13 protein-coding genes are annotated in these 14,683 nt (G+C 60.3%); all 13 read left to right on the forward strand.

Annotated elements, in window-relative coordinates:
- Positions 1-31: 31 nt before the first annotated feature.
- Positions 32-2,524: a phenylalanine--tRNA ligase subunit beta gene (gene pheT / locus HMPREF2860_RS10760; protein ID WP_070628930.1), complete on the forward strand. Its 2,493-nt coding sequence runs from the start codon at positions 32-34 to the stop codon at positions 2,522-2,524.
- Between the two features lie 27 nt (positions 2,525-2,551).
- Positions 2,552-3,388, forward strand: a complete 837-nt coding sequence (locus HMPREF2860_RS10765) for a trypsin-like serine protease (protein ID WP_070628931.1) — start codon at positions 2,552-2,554, stop codon at positions 3,386-3,388.
- A 179-nt stretch (positions 3,389-3,567) separates the two neighbouring features.
- A complete protein-coding gene (gene argC, locus HMPREF2860_RS10770; protein ID WP_187402459.1) occupies positions 3,568-4,608 on the forward strand; it encodes an N-acetyl-gamma-glutamyl-phosphate reductase in 1,041 nt (346 codons plus the stop codon).
- Positions 4,605-5,813 (forward strand): bifunctional glutamate N-acetyltransferase/amino-acid acetyltransferase ArgJ, encoded by a 1,209-nt coding sequence (gene argJ, locus HMPREF2860_RS10775; protein ID WP_070628932.1) that lies wholly within the window; start codon positions 4,605-4,607, stop codon positions 5,811-5,813. The genes argC and argJ overlap by 4 nt, the downstream gene beginning before the upstream one ends.
- A gap of 21 nt (positions 5,814-5,834) precedes the next feature.
- Positions 5,835-6,728 (forward strand): acetylglutamate kinase, encoded by an 894-nt coding sequence (gene argB / locus HMPREF2860_RS10780; RefSeq protein ID WP_005511727.1) that lies wholly within the window; start codon positions 5,835-5,837, stop codon positions 6,726-6,728.
- Between the two features lie 58 nt (positions 6,729-6,786).
- Entirely contained in the window at positions 6,787-7,992 is a 1,206-nt protein-coding gene (locus HMPREF2860_RS10785; protein WP_070628933.1) for an acetylornithine transaminase, read from the forward strand.
- Positions 7,993-7,998: 6 nt separating this feature from the next.
- Entirely contained in the window at positions 7,999-8,940 is a 942-nt protein-coding gene (argF, locus tag HMPREF2860_RS10790) for an ornithine carbamoyltransferase (protein ID WP_038625624.1), read from the forward strand.
- 4 nt (positions 8,941-8,944) lie between these two features.
- Positions 8,945-9,427 carry an arginine repressor gene (locus HMPREF2860_RS10795; RefSeq protein WP_038625622.1) on the forward strand — a complete coding sequence of 161 codons (483 nt, stop codon included), beginning with the start codon at positions 8,945-8,947 and terminating at the stop codon, positions 9,425-9,427.
- Positions 9,428-9,476: 49 nt separating this feature from the next.
- Positions 9,477-10,676 (forward strand): argininosuccinate synthase, encoded by a 1,200-nt coding sequence (locus HMPREF2860_RS10800; protein WP_038625621.1) that lies wholly within the window; start codon positions 9,477-9,479, stop codon positions 10,674-10,676.
- 45 nt (positions 10,677-10,721) lie between these two features.
- Positions 10,722-12,161 carry an argininosuccinate lyase gene (gene argH, locus HMPREF2860_RS10805; RefSeq protein WP_038625620.1) on the forward strand — a complete coding sequence of 480 codons (1,440 nt, stop codon included), beginning with the start codon at positions 10,722-10,724 and terminating at the stop codon, positions 12,159-12,161.
- A gap of 56 nt (positions 12,162-12,217) precedes the next feature.
- Positions 12,218-12,391 (forward strand): Trm112 family protein, encoded by a 174-nt coding sequence (locus tag HMPREF2860_RS10810; protein ID WP_038625618.1) that lies wholly within the window; start codon positions 12,218-12,220, stop codon positions 12,389-12,391.
- A 45-nt stretch (positions 12,392-12,436) separates the two neighbouring features.
- Positions 12,437-13,042: a DNA-3-methyladenine glycosylase gene (locus HMPREF2860_RS10815; RefSeq protein ID WP_052155611.1), complete on the forward strand. Its 606-nt coding sequence runs from the start codon at positions 12,437-12,439 to the stop codon at positions 13,040-13,042.
- Positions 13,043-13,081: 39 nt separating this feature from the next.
- Positions 13,082-14,359, forward strand: coding sequence for a tyrosine--tRNA ligase (gene tyrS / locus HMPREF2860_RS10820; protein WP_038629019.1), 1,278 nt, complete (start codon positions 13,082-13,084; stop codon positions 14,357-14,359).
- Positions 14,360-14,683 lie beyond the last annotated feature (324 nt).

The following is a 14,683-nucleotide window of genomic DNA, read 5'->3' on the forward strand; positions in this document are numbered from 1 at the left end:
TCACTGACCTACAGATAGGAGTTTTACTTACATGTTCATTCCACAGTCGTGGGTCACTGAAATCGCTCGCGGCCCAGAGAACACCATCAACCCGGACTGGTCCGTCACCCCGGACGAGCTGGATGAGGGCTTTGTCCGCGTTGGTTTTGAAACCGAGGGGCACGAGCCGCTGGAGAAGATCGAGGGTCCGCTGGTTTTCGGTCGTGTCGACCACATTGAGGAGCTCGAGGGCTTCAAGAAGCCAATTCGCTTCTGTCAGGTCAACGTCGGCGATGCCAATGGCACCGGCGAACTGCAGGAGATTATCTGTGGTGCCCGCAACTTCGAAGAGGGCTCGATTGTCGTCGTCGCACTGCCGGGCTGCGTGCTGCCGGGCGGTTTCGAGATTTCCGCACGGAAGACCTACGGCAAGGTTTCCAACGGCATGCTCTGCTCCGAAGCTGAGCTGGGCATGACCGATTCCTCCGCCGGTATTCTCACGCTCCCGTCGGCCCCGGCTGAGCTGGGTTCGTGCGCCAAGGAGTTCATTGGGCTCGATGATGAAAAGTTCGAGGTCAACATCACTCCGGACCGCGGTTATGCGCTGTCGGCCCGCGGTCTTGGCCGCGAGATCTGCTCCGCATTCAACCTCGACTTCGCCGATCCAGCCAAGGTCAAGGAGCTACCGGTCGATGGTGAGATCCTGAACGTCACCATCGACGAGGACACCGACACCCGCCGCTTTGGTCTGCGCCGCGTCACCGGCATCAATCCGAACGCCGAGACCCCATGGTGGATGCGCCGCCGTCTGCTGCTGGCTGGTCAGCGTCCGGTCAACGTGGCCACGGACGTCACCAACTACGTGATGCTGCTGCTCGGTCAGCCGATGCACGCCTTCGATGGCTCCAAGATCGCTGGTGGCCTGCACATCCGCAACGCTAAGGCCGGCGAGACTCTGACGACTCTCGACCACGTGGACCGCAAGCTCGACCCGGCGGACGTCGTCATCTGCGACGACAACGGTATTCAGTCACTGGCCGGCATCATGGGCGGACTTACCTCTGAGATTGCCGACGACACCACCGATGTGGTCTTCGAGGCCGCCAACTGGTCGCCGCTGCACGTCTTCCGCAGCGGTCGCCGCCACAAGCTGAGCTCCGAGGCTTCACGACGTTTCGAGCGCGGCGTGGACACCGCCCTTGTCGAGCCGGCTCTGGACTTGGCCTGCCAGCTGCTCGCTGACATCGCCGGCGGCACTATCGACACTGGTCGCACCCTGCTCGGCGAGGTTGCCACCATGCCGACTATTGACTTTGCCGTCAACCGCGCCAGCGAAGTTGCGGGCGTTGATTACCCGCGTGAAACCGTCATTGGTCGCCTGCGCGAGGTCGGTTGCGAGGTCGTTGACAACGGTGACCGCCTGGCTGTCACTCCGCCAACCTGGCGCTCGGACCTGACCATGTCCGCTGACCTGGTTGAGGAAATCTTGCGACTGGAGGGTCTGGAAGACATTCCGGTTATCCTTCCAATCGCTCCGGCCGGCCGCGGTCTGACCGAGCGTCAGCTGCGCCGCCGCTTCGTCGGTCACGCGTTGGCCCACAATGGCTACCTGGAGATTCTGCCGACACCGTTCATTGCCAACGATGTATTCGACGTCTGGGGCCTGGACGCTGATGACCCGCGTCGTAATACCGTCAAGGTCATCAACCCGTTGGAGTCCGACCACGCTCAGCTGGGCACGACTCTGCTGCCGTCCATGCTGGAGTCGCTGAAGCGCAATGTTGCTCGCGGCCAAGTCGACCTGTCGCTCTATGGTGTGGAGCAGGTATCCATCGAGCGCGGTAACGGTGTCTCGCCGATGCCGTCGACTGCCGGCTTGCCGAGCGAGGCCGAGCGCGCTGAGCTTCTGGACTCGCTGCCGGAGCAGCCACTGCACGTCGCCACTGTCGCCTGTGGGCGTATCCGCCTGGATAGCCCGTGGGGTGATGAGGCCGCGTACACCGTCGCCGATGCCATCGAAGCTGCGCGCATTGTTGCCCGCGCTGCCAACGTCGAGCTGGAGATCCGTAACGCTGAGGTGCTGCCGTGGCACCCGGGCCGCTGCGCTGAGCTGCTTGTCGACGGTCACGTCGTCGGCCACGCCGGTGAGCTGCACCCGAAGGTGTGCAAGGATGCTGGTCTGCCGGAGCGCACCTGCGCTATGGAGATCAATCTCGATGCACTGCCGGTGACGGAGCACTTGCCGGCGCCGGTACTCAGCCCGTTCCCAGCCGTCCACCAGGACGTCGCGCTTGTTGTCAGCGATGAGGTCTCTGCCGCAGAGGTGGAGAAGACTCTGGTGGAAGGTGCCGGTGAGCTCCTCGAATCCATCCGTGTCTTCGATGTTTACCGTTCCGAGCAGATGGGCGAAGGCGTTCGCTCACTGGCGTACTCCCTGCGTTTCCGCGCACCGGACCGTACGCTGAAGGAAGAGGAAGCTTCCGCAGCTCGCGAGGCGGCCATTGAGCTGGCCACTACCCGTCACGGCGCTCAGCTGCGCGGCTAAAAGGGGAAGCCCCAGGCAGAGATACCCATGATTGGCATCTTGCGTCACCGCGACAACAGGCTGAATAGCGCAGAGGCACGAGAGCAGCGTGTCGGAGTGCGCGCTGTGAGCAGTGCGAAGCCTGCGGCGACTGTGGCAGCAGCTGCTGTCACGGCAGGTCTATTGCTCACCGGCGCGCCGAGTGCGGCTGCGCTGGTCGGCGGGGAGGCTGCTGCGCCTAGTGTGGCGGCGGACTCCGTGGTGTCGGTCATGGTCCGGACCAGTCCCCATACCGGAAACTTTTGCACGGGAACTGCAATCGCCCCGCAGTGGGTAATGACCGCAGCTCACTGCGTCCGTGATGTCCAGGTACAGGTTGGGGAAGTCGAGGTCGGTTTCGGCCCGGATGCCCGGCGTGTACCGATTGATCGCTGGGAGATTGCGCCCACCGGTGACGTAGCGCTTATTCACCTAGCGGGCGATGCAGCTCTTCCGGAGTATCCCGCAATGGAACGTCGTCAAGCGTTTTCAGAGCAAGAAACGGCAGGCACGGTCTATGGGCGATCGCTGCTCGGCGATGTTGCAGATGGCTCGCTGCCGATGGCGACCGTCACCGCGTCGATGTGCCCGGTGAAGTATCAACAGTGCGTGCGGGAAGACTCAGTGTTGGCGCACATGGAGCGCCCCGCGGCGTTGCAGGTGGGCGATTCGGGCGGACCGCTCTTTATCGACGGCCAGCTGGCTGCGGTGTTCTCGGGTGCAGTGGCTTTTGATGGCAGCGTCGCCCCGGAGGAGTCGGGTTACTATCTCTACACCACGACGTCATCGGTGGCGCAGTGGGCAGATGGTGTGATGAGCCAGGAGTCAAACGGCGTAGTTGAATAGTCCGGCGTTGAGTAGTCCGGTGTTGAATAGTCCGGCGTGCTGGTTGAACGAAGTGTATGTACCGACGACGGCGTTATATTCATAAATCACTCACGTCACATTGGTAGAATTCCAGCACTTTGACAACGAATTCTATGAATATCTTGCAACACAGTGAATAAAAGTGTTGAATGTTTGACATGAGTATTTCCGTTGCCATTGCCGGTGCGACCGGTTACGCAGGAGGAGAGATTCTCCGCATCCTGTTGTCGCACCCGGCGTATCTTTCCGGCGAACTAACCATCGGCGCACTGACGGGAGCATCCAACGCGGGTGCTCGTGTGGGCGACATTATGCCTCATGTGGCACCTTTGGCTGACCGTCGTATTGAGCCGACTAATGGTGACACACTCGCTGGACATGACGTGGTGTTCCTCGGGCTGCCCCACGGTCATTCGGCTGCGATTGCAGAGCAGTTGGGGGATGACACGGTAATTATTGACTGCGGCGCGGATTTCCGCCTGCAGGATGCCGCTGAGTGGGAGCACTACTACGGCTCGGAGCATGCCGGTACCTGGGCTTACGGTATTCCAGAGCTGCCGGGCAACAGGGAAGTAGTGGCTGCTTCGAAGCGCATTGCTGTGCCGGGTTGTTTCCCCACTGGGGGTACAATTACGGCGCTGCCGGCAGTTGCAAAGAACCTGGTTGAGCCGGACCTGTCCGTTGTTTCCATCACCGGTACCTCCGGTGCGGGCAAGAAGGCGGCTGTGCCCCTGCTCGGGTCCGAGGTTATGGGCAATCTCCGCGCCTACAACACTGCGGGCAAGCACCGCCACACCGCAGAGTTCCTGCAGAACCTCAAGCCGTACGCAGAGGATCTCACCGTCAGCTTCACGCCCGTACTCGCCCCGACGTCGCGCGGCATTCTCACCACTATTACCGCCCCGCTTGTCGACGGGGTTACAGAGGCAGCCGCACGGGAAGCCTACCTCGAGTTCTACAAGGATGAGCCGTTTGTGCAGGTGTTGGCCGAAGGGCTGCTGCCGCAGACACAGTCGGTAATTGGCTCTAACTTGGTTCAGATTCAGGTCGAGGTAGATGAACGCGCCAAGCGCCTGGTGCTGACCTCGGCGATTGACAATCTGACAAAGGGCACCGGTGGTGCCGCAGTTCAGTGCATGAATTTGGTTACTGGACAGAATGAAACTGCAGGACTTCCACTGGTAGGAGTTGCCCCATGATGAAGGAAGAAAAAGAAGGTCTCGTCAACGTCGCTGGTGACGAAGGCGGCGTATGTGCACCTCAGGGGTTCGCGGCCAGCGGTGTCATTGCAGGCATCAAGGTCAGCGGAAACCCGGACATGGCGCTCATCGTAAACCAGGGGCCGGAGAAGACCGCGGCGGCTGTCTTTACCACCAACCGTGTCCATGCTGCGCCGGTGACGGTATCCAAGAAGCACATCGCTGACGGCAAGCTGTCGGCAGTGGTGCTGAACTCCGGCAATGCCAACGCCTGCAATGGTCAGCCGGGTATTGCCGACGCCCTCGAAGTCTGCCAAAAGGTCGCAGATGGGCTCGGCGTCGACGTTACCGAGATTGGCGCCTGTTCCACCGGCTTGATTGGTGACCGGTTGCCGATGGACATTGTGCTGGCAGGTGTGCCGAAGCTGATTGAGAAACTGGGCGGCGATACCGCCGCAGGTACGGCTGCAGCAGAGGCCATCTTGACCACTGACTTGGTGGCAAAGCAGGCCGTTGCGCATGGTGACGGATTCACTGTCGGTGCTATGGGCAAGGGCGTTGGCATGATTAGCCCGTCGATGGCCACGATGCTCGGTGTGATTACGACGGATGCGTCGGTAAGCGCAGAAATGGCGCACGAGGCTATTGCCAAGGCGAGCGAGGTTACGTTTAACCGCCTAGATATTGATGGCTCCACCTCCACCAATGACACCGTCATCATTTTGGCCAACGGTGCCTCTGGCGTGAAGCCCTCGCAGGAGGAGCTCGATCAGGCAGTGCTCAGCGTGTGTGATTCCATCGCACGCCAGATGCAGTCGGACGCCGAAGGCGTGACCAAACGTGTGTCCGTGACCGTGCGTGGCACCGGTGGCGCTGAAGATGCCCTGGTAGCTGCTCGCATTATCGGCCGCGACAACCTCTTCAAGTGTGCGATGTTCGGTTCGGACCCGAACTGGGGTCGTGTGTTGGCGGCTGTCGGTACCGCGCCGGTGGATATGGATCCCGAGCACATCACGGTTTCCTTCAATGGTCACGTAGTCTGTCGCGATACCGGTGGCACGCCTGATGCTCGTGAAGTGGATCTCTCCGGCAAGGACATCGCCGTTGAGGTTGACCTCGGTACTGGTAATCCGGAAGAGGCCACGATTCGTACGACGGACCTTTCCCACGATTACGTTCACATCAACTCGGCATATTCGTCGTAACGGTTTTGAGGAGACTCTGCAATGGTTCACCAGTTGACCGAAGGGCTGTCCTTCGAACAGCGGGCACATGTGCTGGCGGAAGCCCTGCCGTGGCTGCAGCACCACCGTGACAAGATTGTGGTGGTCAAGTACGGCGGTAACGCGATGACCGACCTGAAACTGAAGAAGGCCTTCGCGCAGGACATGGTTTTCCTGCGCACCGTGGGGGTGAAGCCGGTGGTTGTCCATGGCGGTGGCCCCCAGATTTCGTCGATGCTCAAGCGCCTGGGGCTGGAGGGAGAGTTCCGAGGCGGTTTCCGTGTCACGACTCCGGAGGTCATGGAAATTGTCCGCATGGTTCTCTTCGGGCAGGTCGGCCGCGAACTAGTGAACCTCATTAACGCCTACGGGCCGTATGCGGTAGGTACCTCTGGTGAGGACGGTGGCCTGTTCACCGGTACTCGACGCACGGTAAACGTCGGTGGCAAGGAGACAGATATCGGGCTGGTTGGCAATATCACCGAGGTGCACTCGGAAACGCTATTGGACCTGATTGATGCCGGCCGTATTCCGGTGGTCTCCACGATTGCGCCGTCCGCTGACGGCAAAGAGGTCTACAACATCAACGCCGACACGGCAGCAGGTGCACTGGCATCGGCAATTAACGCGAACCGTCTGGTGATTCTGACTAATGTCGAGGGTCTCTACACGGATTGGCCGAACCGCGATTCGCTGGTGTCCAAGATTTCCACTTCGCACCTGCGAGAAATCCTTCCGACGCTGGACTCGGGCATGATTCCGAAGATGGAGTCCTGCCTGAATGCAGTGGATCAGGGAGTGCCAGCGGCTCACGTTATCGATGGCCGCCAGCCACACTCGGTGCTGCTGGAGCTGATGACTTCCGGCGGTATCGGCACAATGGTAGAGCCCGGATAAGGCAGAAAAGACGGACAAGAATTTACCTACACACACGTTAGGCAGGTCGAAAGACGACATGAGCGACTTCAAGCAGCAGTGGCAACACACGATGATGAACAATTACGGCACGCCGCGCATTGAGCTTGTGCAGGGTAAGGGCGCTATTGTCACGGATTCCGAGGGCAAGGAATACCTGGACCTGCTCGCCGGTATTGCAGTCAACGCGTTGGGTCACGCGCATCCGGCGATCGTGGAAGCCGTGTCCAAGCAGATTTCCACGATGGGGCACGTGTCCAACATCTTCGCCTCTGAGCCACCACTGGCACTGGGCGAGAAGCTCATTGAGCTCACTGGTTGGGACACTGATGACACCCGGGTTATGTTCTGCAATTCCGGTACCGAGGCCAATGAGGCTGCATTCAAGCTGGCGCGTTTGACGGGGCGCAACCGTATTATCGCGACCCATCACGGGTTCCACGGCCGCACCATGGGAGCACTTGCCATGACCGGTCAGCCGGACAAGCGCACGCCGTTTGAGCCGATGCCGGGTGGAGTCGAGTTCGTGCCCTACGGTGACATCGATTTCCTCACCAAGACCATCGAATCCGATCCGTTGGGTGTCGCAGCGGTGATTCTGGAACCAATTCAGGGTGAGACCGGTGTGGTCGCACCGCCAGAGGGATACCTCGCCGAGGTCCGCGAACTGACCAAGCGCTTCGACGTCCTCATGATCGTCGACGAAGTGCAGACCGGCATTGGCCGTACCGGACAGTGGTTTGCCCACCAGCATGACGGCATCGTCCCGGATGTCATGACCCTGGCCAAGGGCCTCGGCGGCGGCCTGCCGCTGGGTGCTGTCATCGCCAACGGTCGCGCAGCGGAACTGTTCACTCCCGGTGCACACGGCACCACTTTTGGTGGCAACCCGGTCTGTGCCGCTGCCGGCCTGGCCGTCATCGAGACGCTGGAAGAAGAAAAGCTGCTCGATCGAGTCACCGAGAAGGGCAAAGTCCTGGCTCGCAAGCTTGCGTCGTTAAACCATGTTGATCACGTGCGCGGTCGCGGCTTCATGCTTGGGCTGGTGCTGTGCGAGAACCTGGCGAAGGAAGCAGTTAACGCCGGTTATGAGCGCGGTGTCATTCTGAACGCGCCGCAGGCGAATGTGCTGCGAATTGTGCCGCCGCTGAACCTCAGTGATGAGGAAATCAACCGCGCCGTCGAGTTGATTGATGCCTGCCTGAACGACGCCGCCGAGGCTGTCGCCAACAATGGAAGGAATTAGGAACTGATGCTCCGTCATTTTCTCGCCGATGATGACCTGACTCCACAGGAGCAGGCTGAGGTGCTGCAGTTGGCTGCAGAGCTGAAGGCAGCGCCGTACTCCCGCCGGCCGTTTGAGGGGCCGCAGTCGGTTGCGGTGCTGTTCGACAAGACCTCGACTCGTACTCGTTTCTCCTTCGATGCCGGTATTGCGGCTCTGGGTGGCAACGCAATTGTGGTTGAAACCGGAAACTCGCAGATGGGCAAGGGCGAGACCTACCAGGACACTGCTGCTGTGCTCAGCCGTTTTGTCTCGGCAATCGTCTGGCGTACCTACGCACAGTCAGGGCTGGAGGCCATGTCTGAAACCGCGACGGTGCCGATTGTCAACGCACTTTCCGACGAGTTCCACCCGTGCCAGATTCTCGCTGACCTGCAGACCATCATCGAGCACAAGTGCCCGGAAGAAGGCCAGGCGGGACTGCGTGGCAAGAAGGCTGTCTACTTCGGCGATGGTGCCAACAACATGGCCAACTCCTACCTAGTAGGCTTCGCCACCGCAGGGCTGGACGTCACCATCTGTGCGCCGGAGAACTTCCAGCCGGAGCAGGTCTACGTCGACCGCGCCAAGAAGGTCGCGGAGCAGACCGGTGCGGCCGTGGCCGTGACCGCAGACGTCGATGAGGCCATTGCCGGTGCCGACGTTGTCATCACCGATACCTGGGTCAGCATGGGGCAGGAGAACGACGGCCTGGATCGTCGCACTCCGTTTCTGCCGTACCAGGTCAACGCTGAGCTGATGGCGAAGGCAAATGAGGATGCCATCTTCCTGCACTGCCTGCCGGCATACCGCGGCAACGAAGTTACTGCCGAGGTCATCGATGGCCCGCAGTCGGTAGTCTTTGACGAGGCGGAAAACCGCATGCACGCTCAGAAGGCGTTGCTGACCTGGCTGGTGGAGAGGCAGTAAGGTCATGACCGCAGCACAACCAGGTTCTCGCACAGCTCGGCAGACGCGCATCGCTGACCTGTTGGCGCAGCATCACGTGTCCAGTCAGGTTCAGCTCGTCGAGCTGCTTGCCGACGAAGGCATTGAGATTGCGCAGGCGACGTTGTCTAGAGACCTCGATGAGCTGGGCGCCCGAAAGATTCGCGATGGAGTCAACGGTTCGCGTTATTCCATCGTCGAAGATGCACTCGCTGTCTCCAGTGGGGCGGTGGCCAGGATGCGGCGCGTTTTAGACGAGCTGCTGGTCTCCATTGATCATTCGGGCACCATCGCGGTTGTGCGTACACCACCGGGAGCCGCACAGTATCTAGCCAGTGTGATTGACCGTGCGGGACTCAAAGAAATCGTTGGCACAATTGCGGGAGATGACACCGTAATGTGCCTGGCTAGAGAACCACTTTCCGGCGCTGACCTAGCCCAGCGTCTAGCCGCCGGAACGAACCAGTAAACTATTTCACGAAATGCTTTAAAGCACCGATTAAAGGAGCGCTTACCCTATGACCAACCGGGTTATTCTTGCTTACTCTGGTGGCCTCGATACCACCGTTGCTATTCCGTACCTCAAGGAAATGACCGACGGCGAGGTCGTCGCAGTTTCTATCGATGTCGGACAGGGCGGCGAGGACATGGAGTCCGTGCGTCAGCGCGCTCTGGACGCCGGCGCTGTCGAAGCTGTCGTTGTCGACGCTAAGGACGAGTTCGCCGAGGAGTACTGCCTGCCGACCATTAAGGCAAATGGTCTCTACATGAAGCAGTACCCGCTGGTTTCTGCACTGTCTCGCCCGCTGATTGTTAAGCACATGGCGAAGGCGGCAGAGGAGTTCGGTGGCACCCACGTTGCTCACGGTTGCACCGGTAAGGGCAATGACCAGGTCCGTTTCGAGGTCGGTTTCGCCAACACCGCACCGGATCTGAAGATCATCGCTCCGGCTCGTGACTTCGCGTGGACCCGCGATAAGGCCATCGCCTTCGCTGAGGAAAAGGGTCTGCCGATTGAGCAGTCCAAGTCGTCGCCGTTCTCCATTGACCAGAACCTGTTCGGTCGCGCCATTGAGACCGGCTACCTGGAGGACCTGTGGAACGCACCGACCAAGGATGTCTACGCGTACACCGAGGATCCGACCCTGAACTTCAACTCTCCGGATGAGGTCATCATCTCCTTCGAGGATGGTAAGCCGACTGCCATCGACGGCAAGAAGGTTTCCGTGCTCGAGGCCATCGAAGAGATGAACCGCCGCGCTGGTGCTCAGGGCATCGGTCGTCTGGACATGGTTGAAGACCGACTGGTCGGCATTAAGTCCCGCGAGATCTACGAGGCTCCGGGCGCAATTGCCATCATGGCCGCACACGCAGCGCTCGAGGACGTCACCGTTGAGCGTGAGCTGGCTCGTTACAAGCGCCAGGTCGAAGGCGAGTGGGCCAACCTGGTCTACGACGGCCTGTGGTTCTCGCCGCTGAAGCGCGCGCTGGATGCCTTCATCGAGGAGTCCCAGAAGGGCGTTTCCGGTGATATCCGCATGGTCATGCACGCTGGTCACTGCAACGTCAACGGTCGCCGTTCGAACACCTCGCTGTACGACTTCAACCTGGCTACCTACGACGAGGGCGACACCTTCGACCAGACCCTGGCTCGCGGTTTTGTCGAGCTGCACGGCCTGTCCTCGAAGATGGCCGCAAAGCGCGACTTCAACCTGTAAAGATTCTCCAGAGCGACTAGAGCGAAAGGCCTATTGGAAAAGACAATGGTCGAAAAGCACGGTACCAACGAAGGCTCCCTGTGGGGCGGCCGCTTTGCGGGTGGCCCGTCCGAGGCGATGGCTGCATTGAGCAAGTCCACCCATTTCGACTGGGTGCTCGCGCCTTACGACGTTCTTGCGTCCAAGGCCCACGCCCGAGTGCTGCATGCTCGCGGGCTGCTCAGCGATGCCGACTTTGACACCATGATTGCAGGCCTTGATCAGCTCGGCCGCGACGTTGCCTCCGGCGAGTTTGGTCCAGAGGCGACGGATGAGGACGTCCACGGGGCCATGGAGCGCGGTCTGATTGACCGCGTCGGCCCGGAGGTCGGCGGTCGCCTGCGCGCTGGACGTTCCCGCAATGACCAGGTGGCAACCTTGTTCCGCATGTGGCTGCGCGATGCCGTGCGCGGTATCGCACTGGATGTCACGGACCTGGTCGGCGCCCTGGTTGCTCAGTCCAAGGCACATCCGGATGCCATCATGCCGGGCAAGACTCACTCTCAGGCGGCTCAGCCGGTGCTGCTGGCGCACCAGTTGCTGGCACATGCGCATCCGCTGCTGCGTGATCTCGACCGTATCCGCGATCTCGACCGTCGTTTGGCTGTATCCCCGTACGGCTCTGGTGCGCTGGCAGGATCCTCGCTGCATTTGGATCCGGAGGCCATCGCTGAGGAGCTCGGCTTCGACTCTGCCACGGACAACTCCATTGACGGCACCTCTTCGCGTGATTTCGCCTCTGAGGCGGCATTCGTCTTCGCCCAGATTGCCGTGGATATGTCGCGTCTGGCAGAGGAAATCATCTACTGGGCCACCCCTGAGTACGGCTACGTCACTCTGGCTGATGCCTGGTCGACTGGTTCCTCCATCATGCCGCAGAAGAAGAACCCGGACGTGGCAGAGCTGACTCGCGGTAAGACCGGTCGTCTGATTGGTAATCTTGCAGGGCTCATGGCCACGCTGAAGGCTCAGCCGCTGGCTTACAACCGTGACCTCCAGGAGGACAAGGAGCCTCTGGTGGACTCGGTCGAGCAGCTGACCCTGCTGCTGCCGGCATTGACCGGTCTGGTGGCAACGCTGACCTTCCACGAGGATCGTCTGCGCGAGCTCGCTCCGGCAGGCTACACCCTGGCCACTGACCTGGCTGAATGGCTGGTCCGCGAAGGCGTACCTTTCCGTGACGCTCACGAGGCATCCGGCCAGTGCGTCCGCATCGCAGAGTCCAAGGGCGGTATCGGTCTGGACGAGCTTTCCGACGAGGACCTCGCCGGTGTCCACCCGGCACTGACTCCGAAGGTCCGCGAAGTGCTTACTATCGACGGCGCTGTCGCTTCCCGCGACACCCGTGGTGGTACCGCGGGAGTGCGTGTTGCAGAGCAGCTCGCTCGTGTCGACGAGAAGAACACTGAGCTAAAGCAGTGGGCTGAAAAGCCGGTTCGCAGTTAAGTGTTCGGACAGCCATCGTGACACCCTGGCAATTCAGTTCGGTAAGGTAGTGGACTATGAGCCTTGATCCGAAACTCCTTGATATCCTCGCTTGCCCGCGTGACAAGGGGCCGCTTGAATACCTCGAAGACGAGCAGGTGCTGGTCAACCCCCGTCTGAAAATCGCCTACCGCATCGACGACGGCATTCCGGTCATGCTTTCTGACGAAGCTATCACCTGGGACAAATAATTGCCTTTCCCGCTTCCCGACGGCTACAGCGTCCTCGACCGCACTATGCTGTCGGGAGCTCCTATCGAGGCTGCGCGGACGCTGCTCGGGTGCGTAATTGTCATCCCCGCTGAGGATGTCACCGCCACCATCACCGAGGTCGAGGCCTACGGCGGTCCAGCTGACCAGCGCTATCCCGACCCGGCAGCGCACTGCTTTATGGGGCCGACCGAACGCAATCGCGCCATGTTTGGCCCGGCGGGGCATTGGTATATCTACCGCTCCTATGGCATCCACTTTTGTGCCAACATCACTAGCGCTACGGACGGCACGGGCGGGGGAGTATTAGTCCGTTCCGTTCGCATTGAGCAGGGTATGGATGCGGTGCGACGTCGCCGTGGTGAAAAGCCTGCGGTTGCGGGTCTCGGACGTGGTCCGGGCAATGTTGGTCAGGCGCTTGGCCTTGACCTAAGCGACTATGGGGCAGATGCGCTGGATCCGTCGTCACGCGTGTTTGTGGCGCAGCCGGAGACCGCCGATTTAGTTAGCGACATCCACGCAGGCCCGCGCGTGGGCGTTCGCCGAGCTGCGAATAGGCCGTGGCGGCTGTGGCTGCCGGACGATTCAGTCTCAGCCTATCGGCGCCACAAGAAGGCGGTTGAGGAGTTCTAGGTCACCCTCGCGGTGAACGTCGGCAAGCGAAACGTTACGATGGAGGACGTGACTGAACAGAACATTATCGACGAACTACAGTGGCGTGGCCTGATTAATCAGTCCACCGATGTTGACGCGCTGCGCGAGGCGTGCGAAAACCCGATTACTCTGTATTGCGGTTTTGACCCAACGGGCGATTCGCTGCACGCGGGCCACCTGGTTCCGATGATTATGTTGCGTCGTTTCCAGCTGGCCGGTCACCACCCAATTGCACTGGCAGGCGGTGCTACGGGCTTCATCGGCGATCCGCGTGATGTCGGTGAGCGTTCGATGCTCAGCCAGGACGCCATTGAGCACAACCTGGAGGCCATCAAGGGCCAGCTGCGTCGTTTTATTGACTTTGAGGGCGAGGCCCCGGCGACGATGGTCAATAATGCGGACTGGACTATGAATATGTCCGTCATTGACTTCCTTCGCGATGTGGGCAAGAACTTCTCCCTCAACACCATGCTCGACCGCGACACCGTCAAGCGCCGCCTCGAGTCCGACGGCATCTCTTACACCGAGTTTTCCTACATGCTGCTGCAGTCCAACGACTATGTGCAGCTGCGCCGCAACTACGATTGTGTGCTGCAGATTGGCGGCGGCGATCAGTGGGGCAACATCGTCTCTGGTGTCGATTTGAACAGGCGTATCGACGGCGCTAAGGTGCACGGCCTGACCGTGCCGCTGGTGACTGATGCGCAGGGGCAGAAGTTCGGTAAGTCCACCGGTGGCGGCAAGTTGTGGCTGGATGCTGAGAAGACCTCGCCGTACTCCTGGTACCAGTACTTCCTCAACGCTGGTGACTCGGTTGTTATTGACTACCTGCGTTGGTTCACCTTCCTGACTCAGGAGGAAATTGCGGAGTACGAGGTCGCTGTTGCGGAGCGTCCGTTCAAGCGTGAAGCGCAGCGCCGCCTTGCTCAGGAGATGACCAATCTGGTTCACGGCGAAGAGGCCACCAAGGCAGTGGAGCTAGCAGCGCAGGCGCTGTTTGGACGCGCTGAGCTGACTGAGCTGGACGAGGCCACTCTGGTAGGTGCTGTCTCTGAGACCGAGGTTGCGGAGATTGCCGAGGGTGAACCGCGAACGGTCGTTGACCTCCTGGTTGCTGCGGGTCTTGCTAAGTCGAAGGGCGAAGCACGCCGCACCATTAAGGAAGGTGGCGCCTACGCCAATAACCAGCGCATCGAGGACGAAGCGTGGGAACCAGCTGCCGAGGATCTGCTGCATGGCAAGTGGATTGTGCTGCGCCGCGGTAAGAAGAACTTCGCTGGTGTGAAGTTCGTGTAGGTGCTGGTTGGTCTCCGTGTAGGTGCGTTGTTGGCCTCTAGATCAATCGGCGTTTATGCGGCTTGATTCTTTTTAGGTAGCTGGGCTAAGGCTCCGGGCAAGCTAGGAGAATGATGATTTCAGAATCATTGACTCCTGGTCAGTCCGGAGCTTTGGTTGTTTTAGGGGAGCGTAGAAACCGGAGCCAAGGTGGTAGTGATGAGCGAAAGCTATCGGCTTTCGTTAAGGGGAGGGGGCTTCCGGTCCTTGGTGAATCGCTCTACTGCACAGGCAAAACGCTAGTACGCATCAATCTACCTGGGGTTTTGTGTCTTTAGGTGGGGT

It is taken from the genome of Corynebacterium sp. HMSC064E10 (assembly GCF_001812505.1).
Classification (GTDB): Bacteria; Actinomycetota; Actinomycetes; order Mycobacteriales; family Mycobacteriaceae; genus Corynebacterium; species Corynebacterium amycolatum.

Bases quoted from the DNA above. Each gene is read 5' to 3' on its own strand.
- pheT (WP_070628930.1), top strand. From the start codon at position 32: ATGTTCATTCCACAGTCGTGGGTCACTGAAATCGCTCGCGGCCCAGAG.
- HMPREF2860_RS10765 (WP_070628931.1), top strand. From the start codon at position 2,552: ATGATTGGCATCTTGCGTCACCGCGACAACAGGCTGAATAGCGCAGAG.
- argC (WP_187402459.1), top strand. From the start codon at position 3,568: ATGAGTATTTCCGTTGCCATTGCCGGTGCGACCGGTTACGCAGGAGGA.
- argJ (WP_070628932.1), top strand. From the start codon at position 4,605: ATGATGAAGGAAGAAAAAGAAGGTCTCGTCAACGTCGCTGGTGACGAA.
- argB (WP_005511727.1), top strand. From the start codon at position 5,835: ATGGTTCACCAGTTGACCGAAGGGCTGTCCTTCGAACAGCGGGCACAT.
- HMPREF2860_RS10785 (WP_070628933.1), top strand. From the start codon at position 6,787: ATGAGCGACTTCAAGCAGCAGTGGCAACACACGATGATGAACAATTAC.
- argF (WP_038625624.1), top strand. From the start codon at position 7,999: ATGCTCCGTCATTTTCTCGCCGATGATGACCTGACTCCACAGGAGCAG.
- HMPREF2860_RS10795 (WP_038625622.1), top strand. From the start codon at position 8,945: ATGACCGCAGCACAACCAGGTTCTCGCACAGCTCGGCAGACGCGCATC.
- HMPREF2860_RS10800 (WP_038625621.1), top strand. From the start codon at position 9,477: ATGACCAACCGGGTTATTCTTGCTTACTCTGGTGGCCTCGATACCACC.
- argH (WP_038625620.1), top strand. From the start codon at position 10,722: ATGGTCGAAAAGCACGGTACCAACGAAGGCTCCCTGTGGGGCGGCCGC.
- HMPREF2860_RS10810 (WP_038625618.1), top strand. From the start codon at position 12,218: ATGAGCCTTGATCCGAAACTCCTTGATATCCTCGCTTGCCCGCGTGAC.
- HMPREF2860_RS10815 (WP_052155611.1), top strand. From the start codon at position 12,437: ATGCTGTCGGGAGCTCCTATCGAGGCTGCGCGGACGCTGCTCGGGTGC.
- tyrS (WP_038629019.1), top strand. From the start codon at position 13,082: ATGGAGGACGTGACTGAACAGAACATTATCGACGAACTACAGTGGCGT.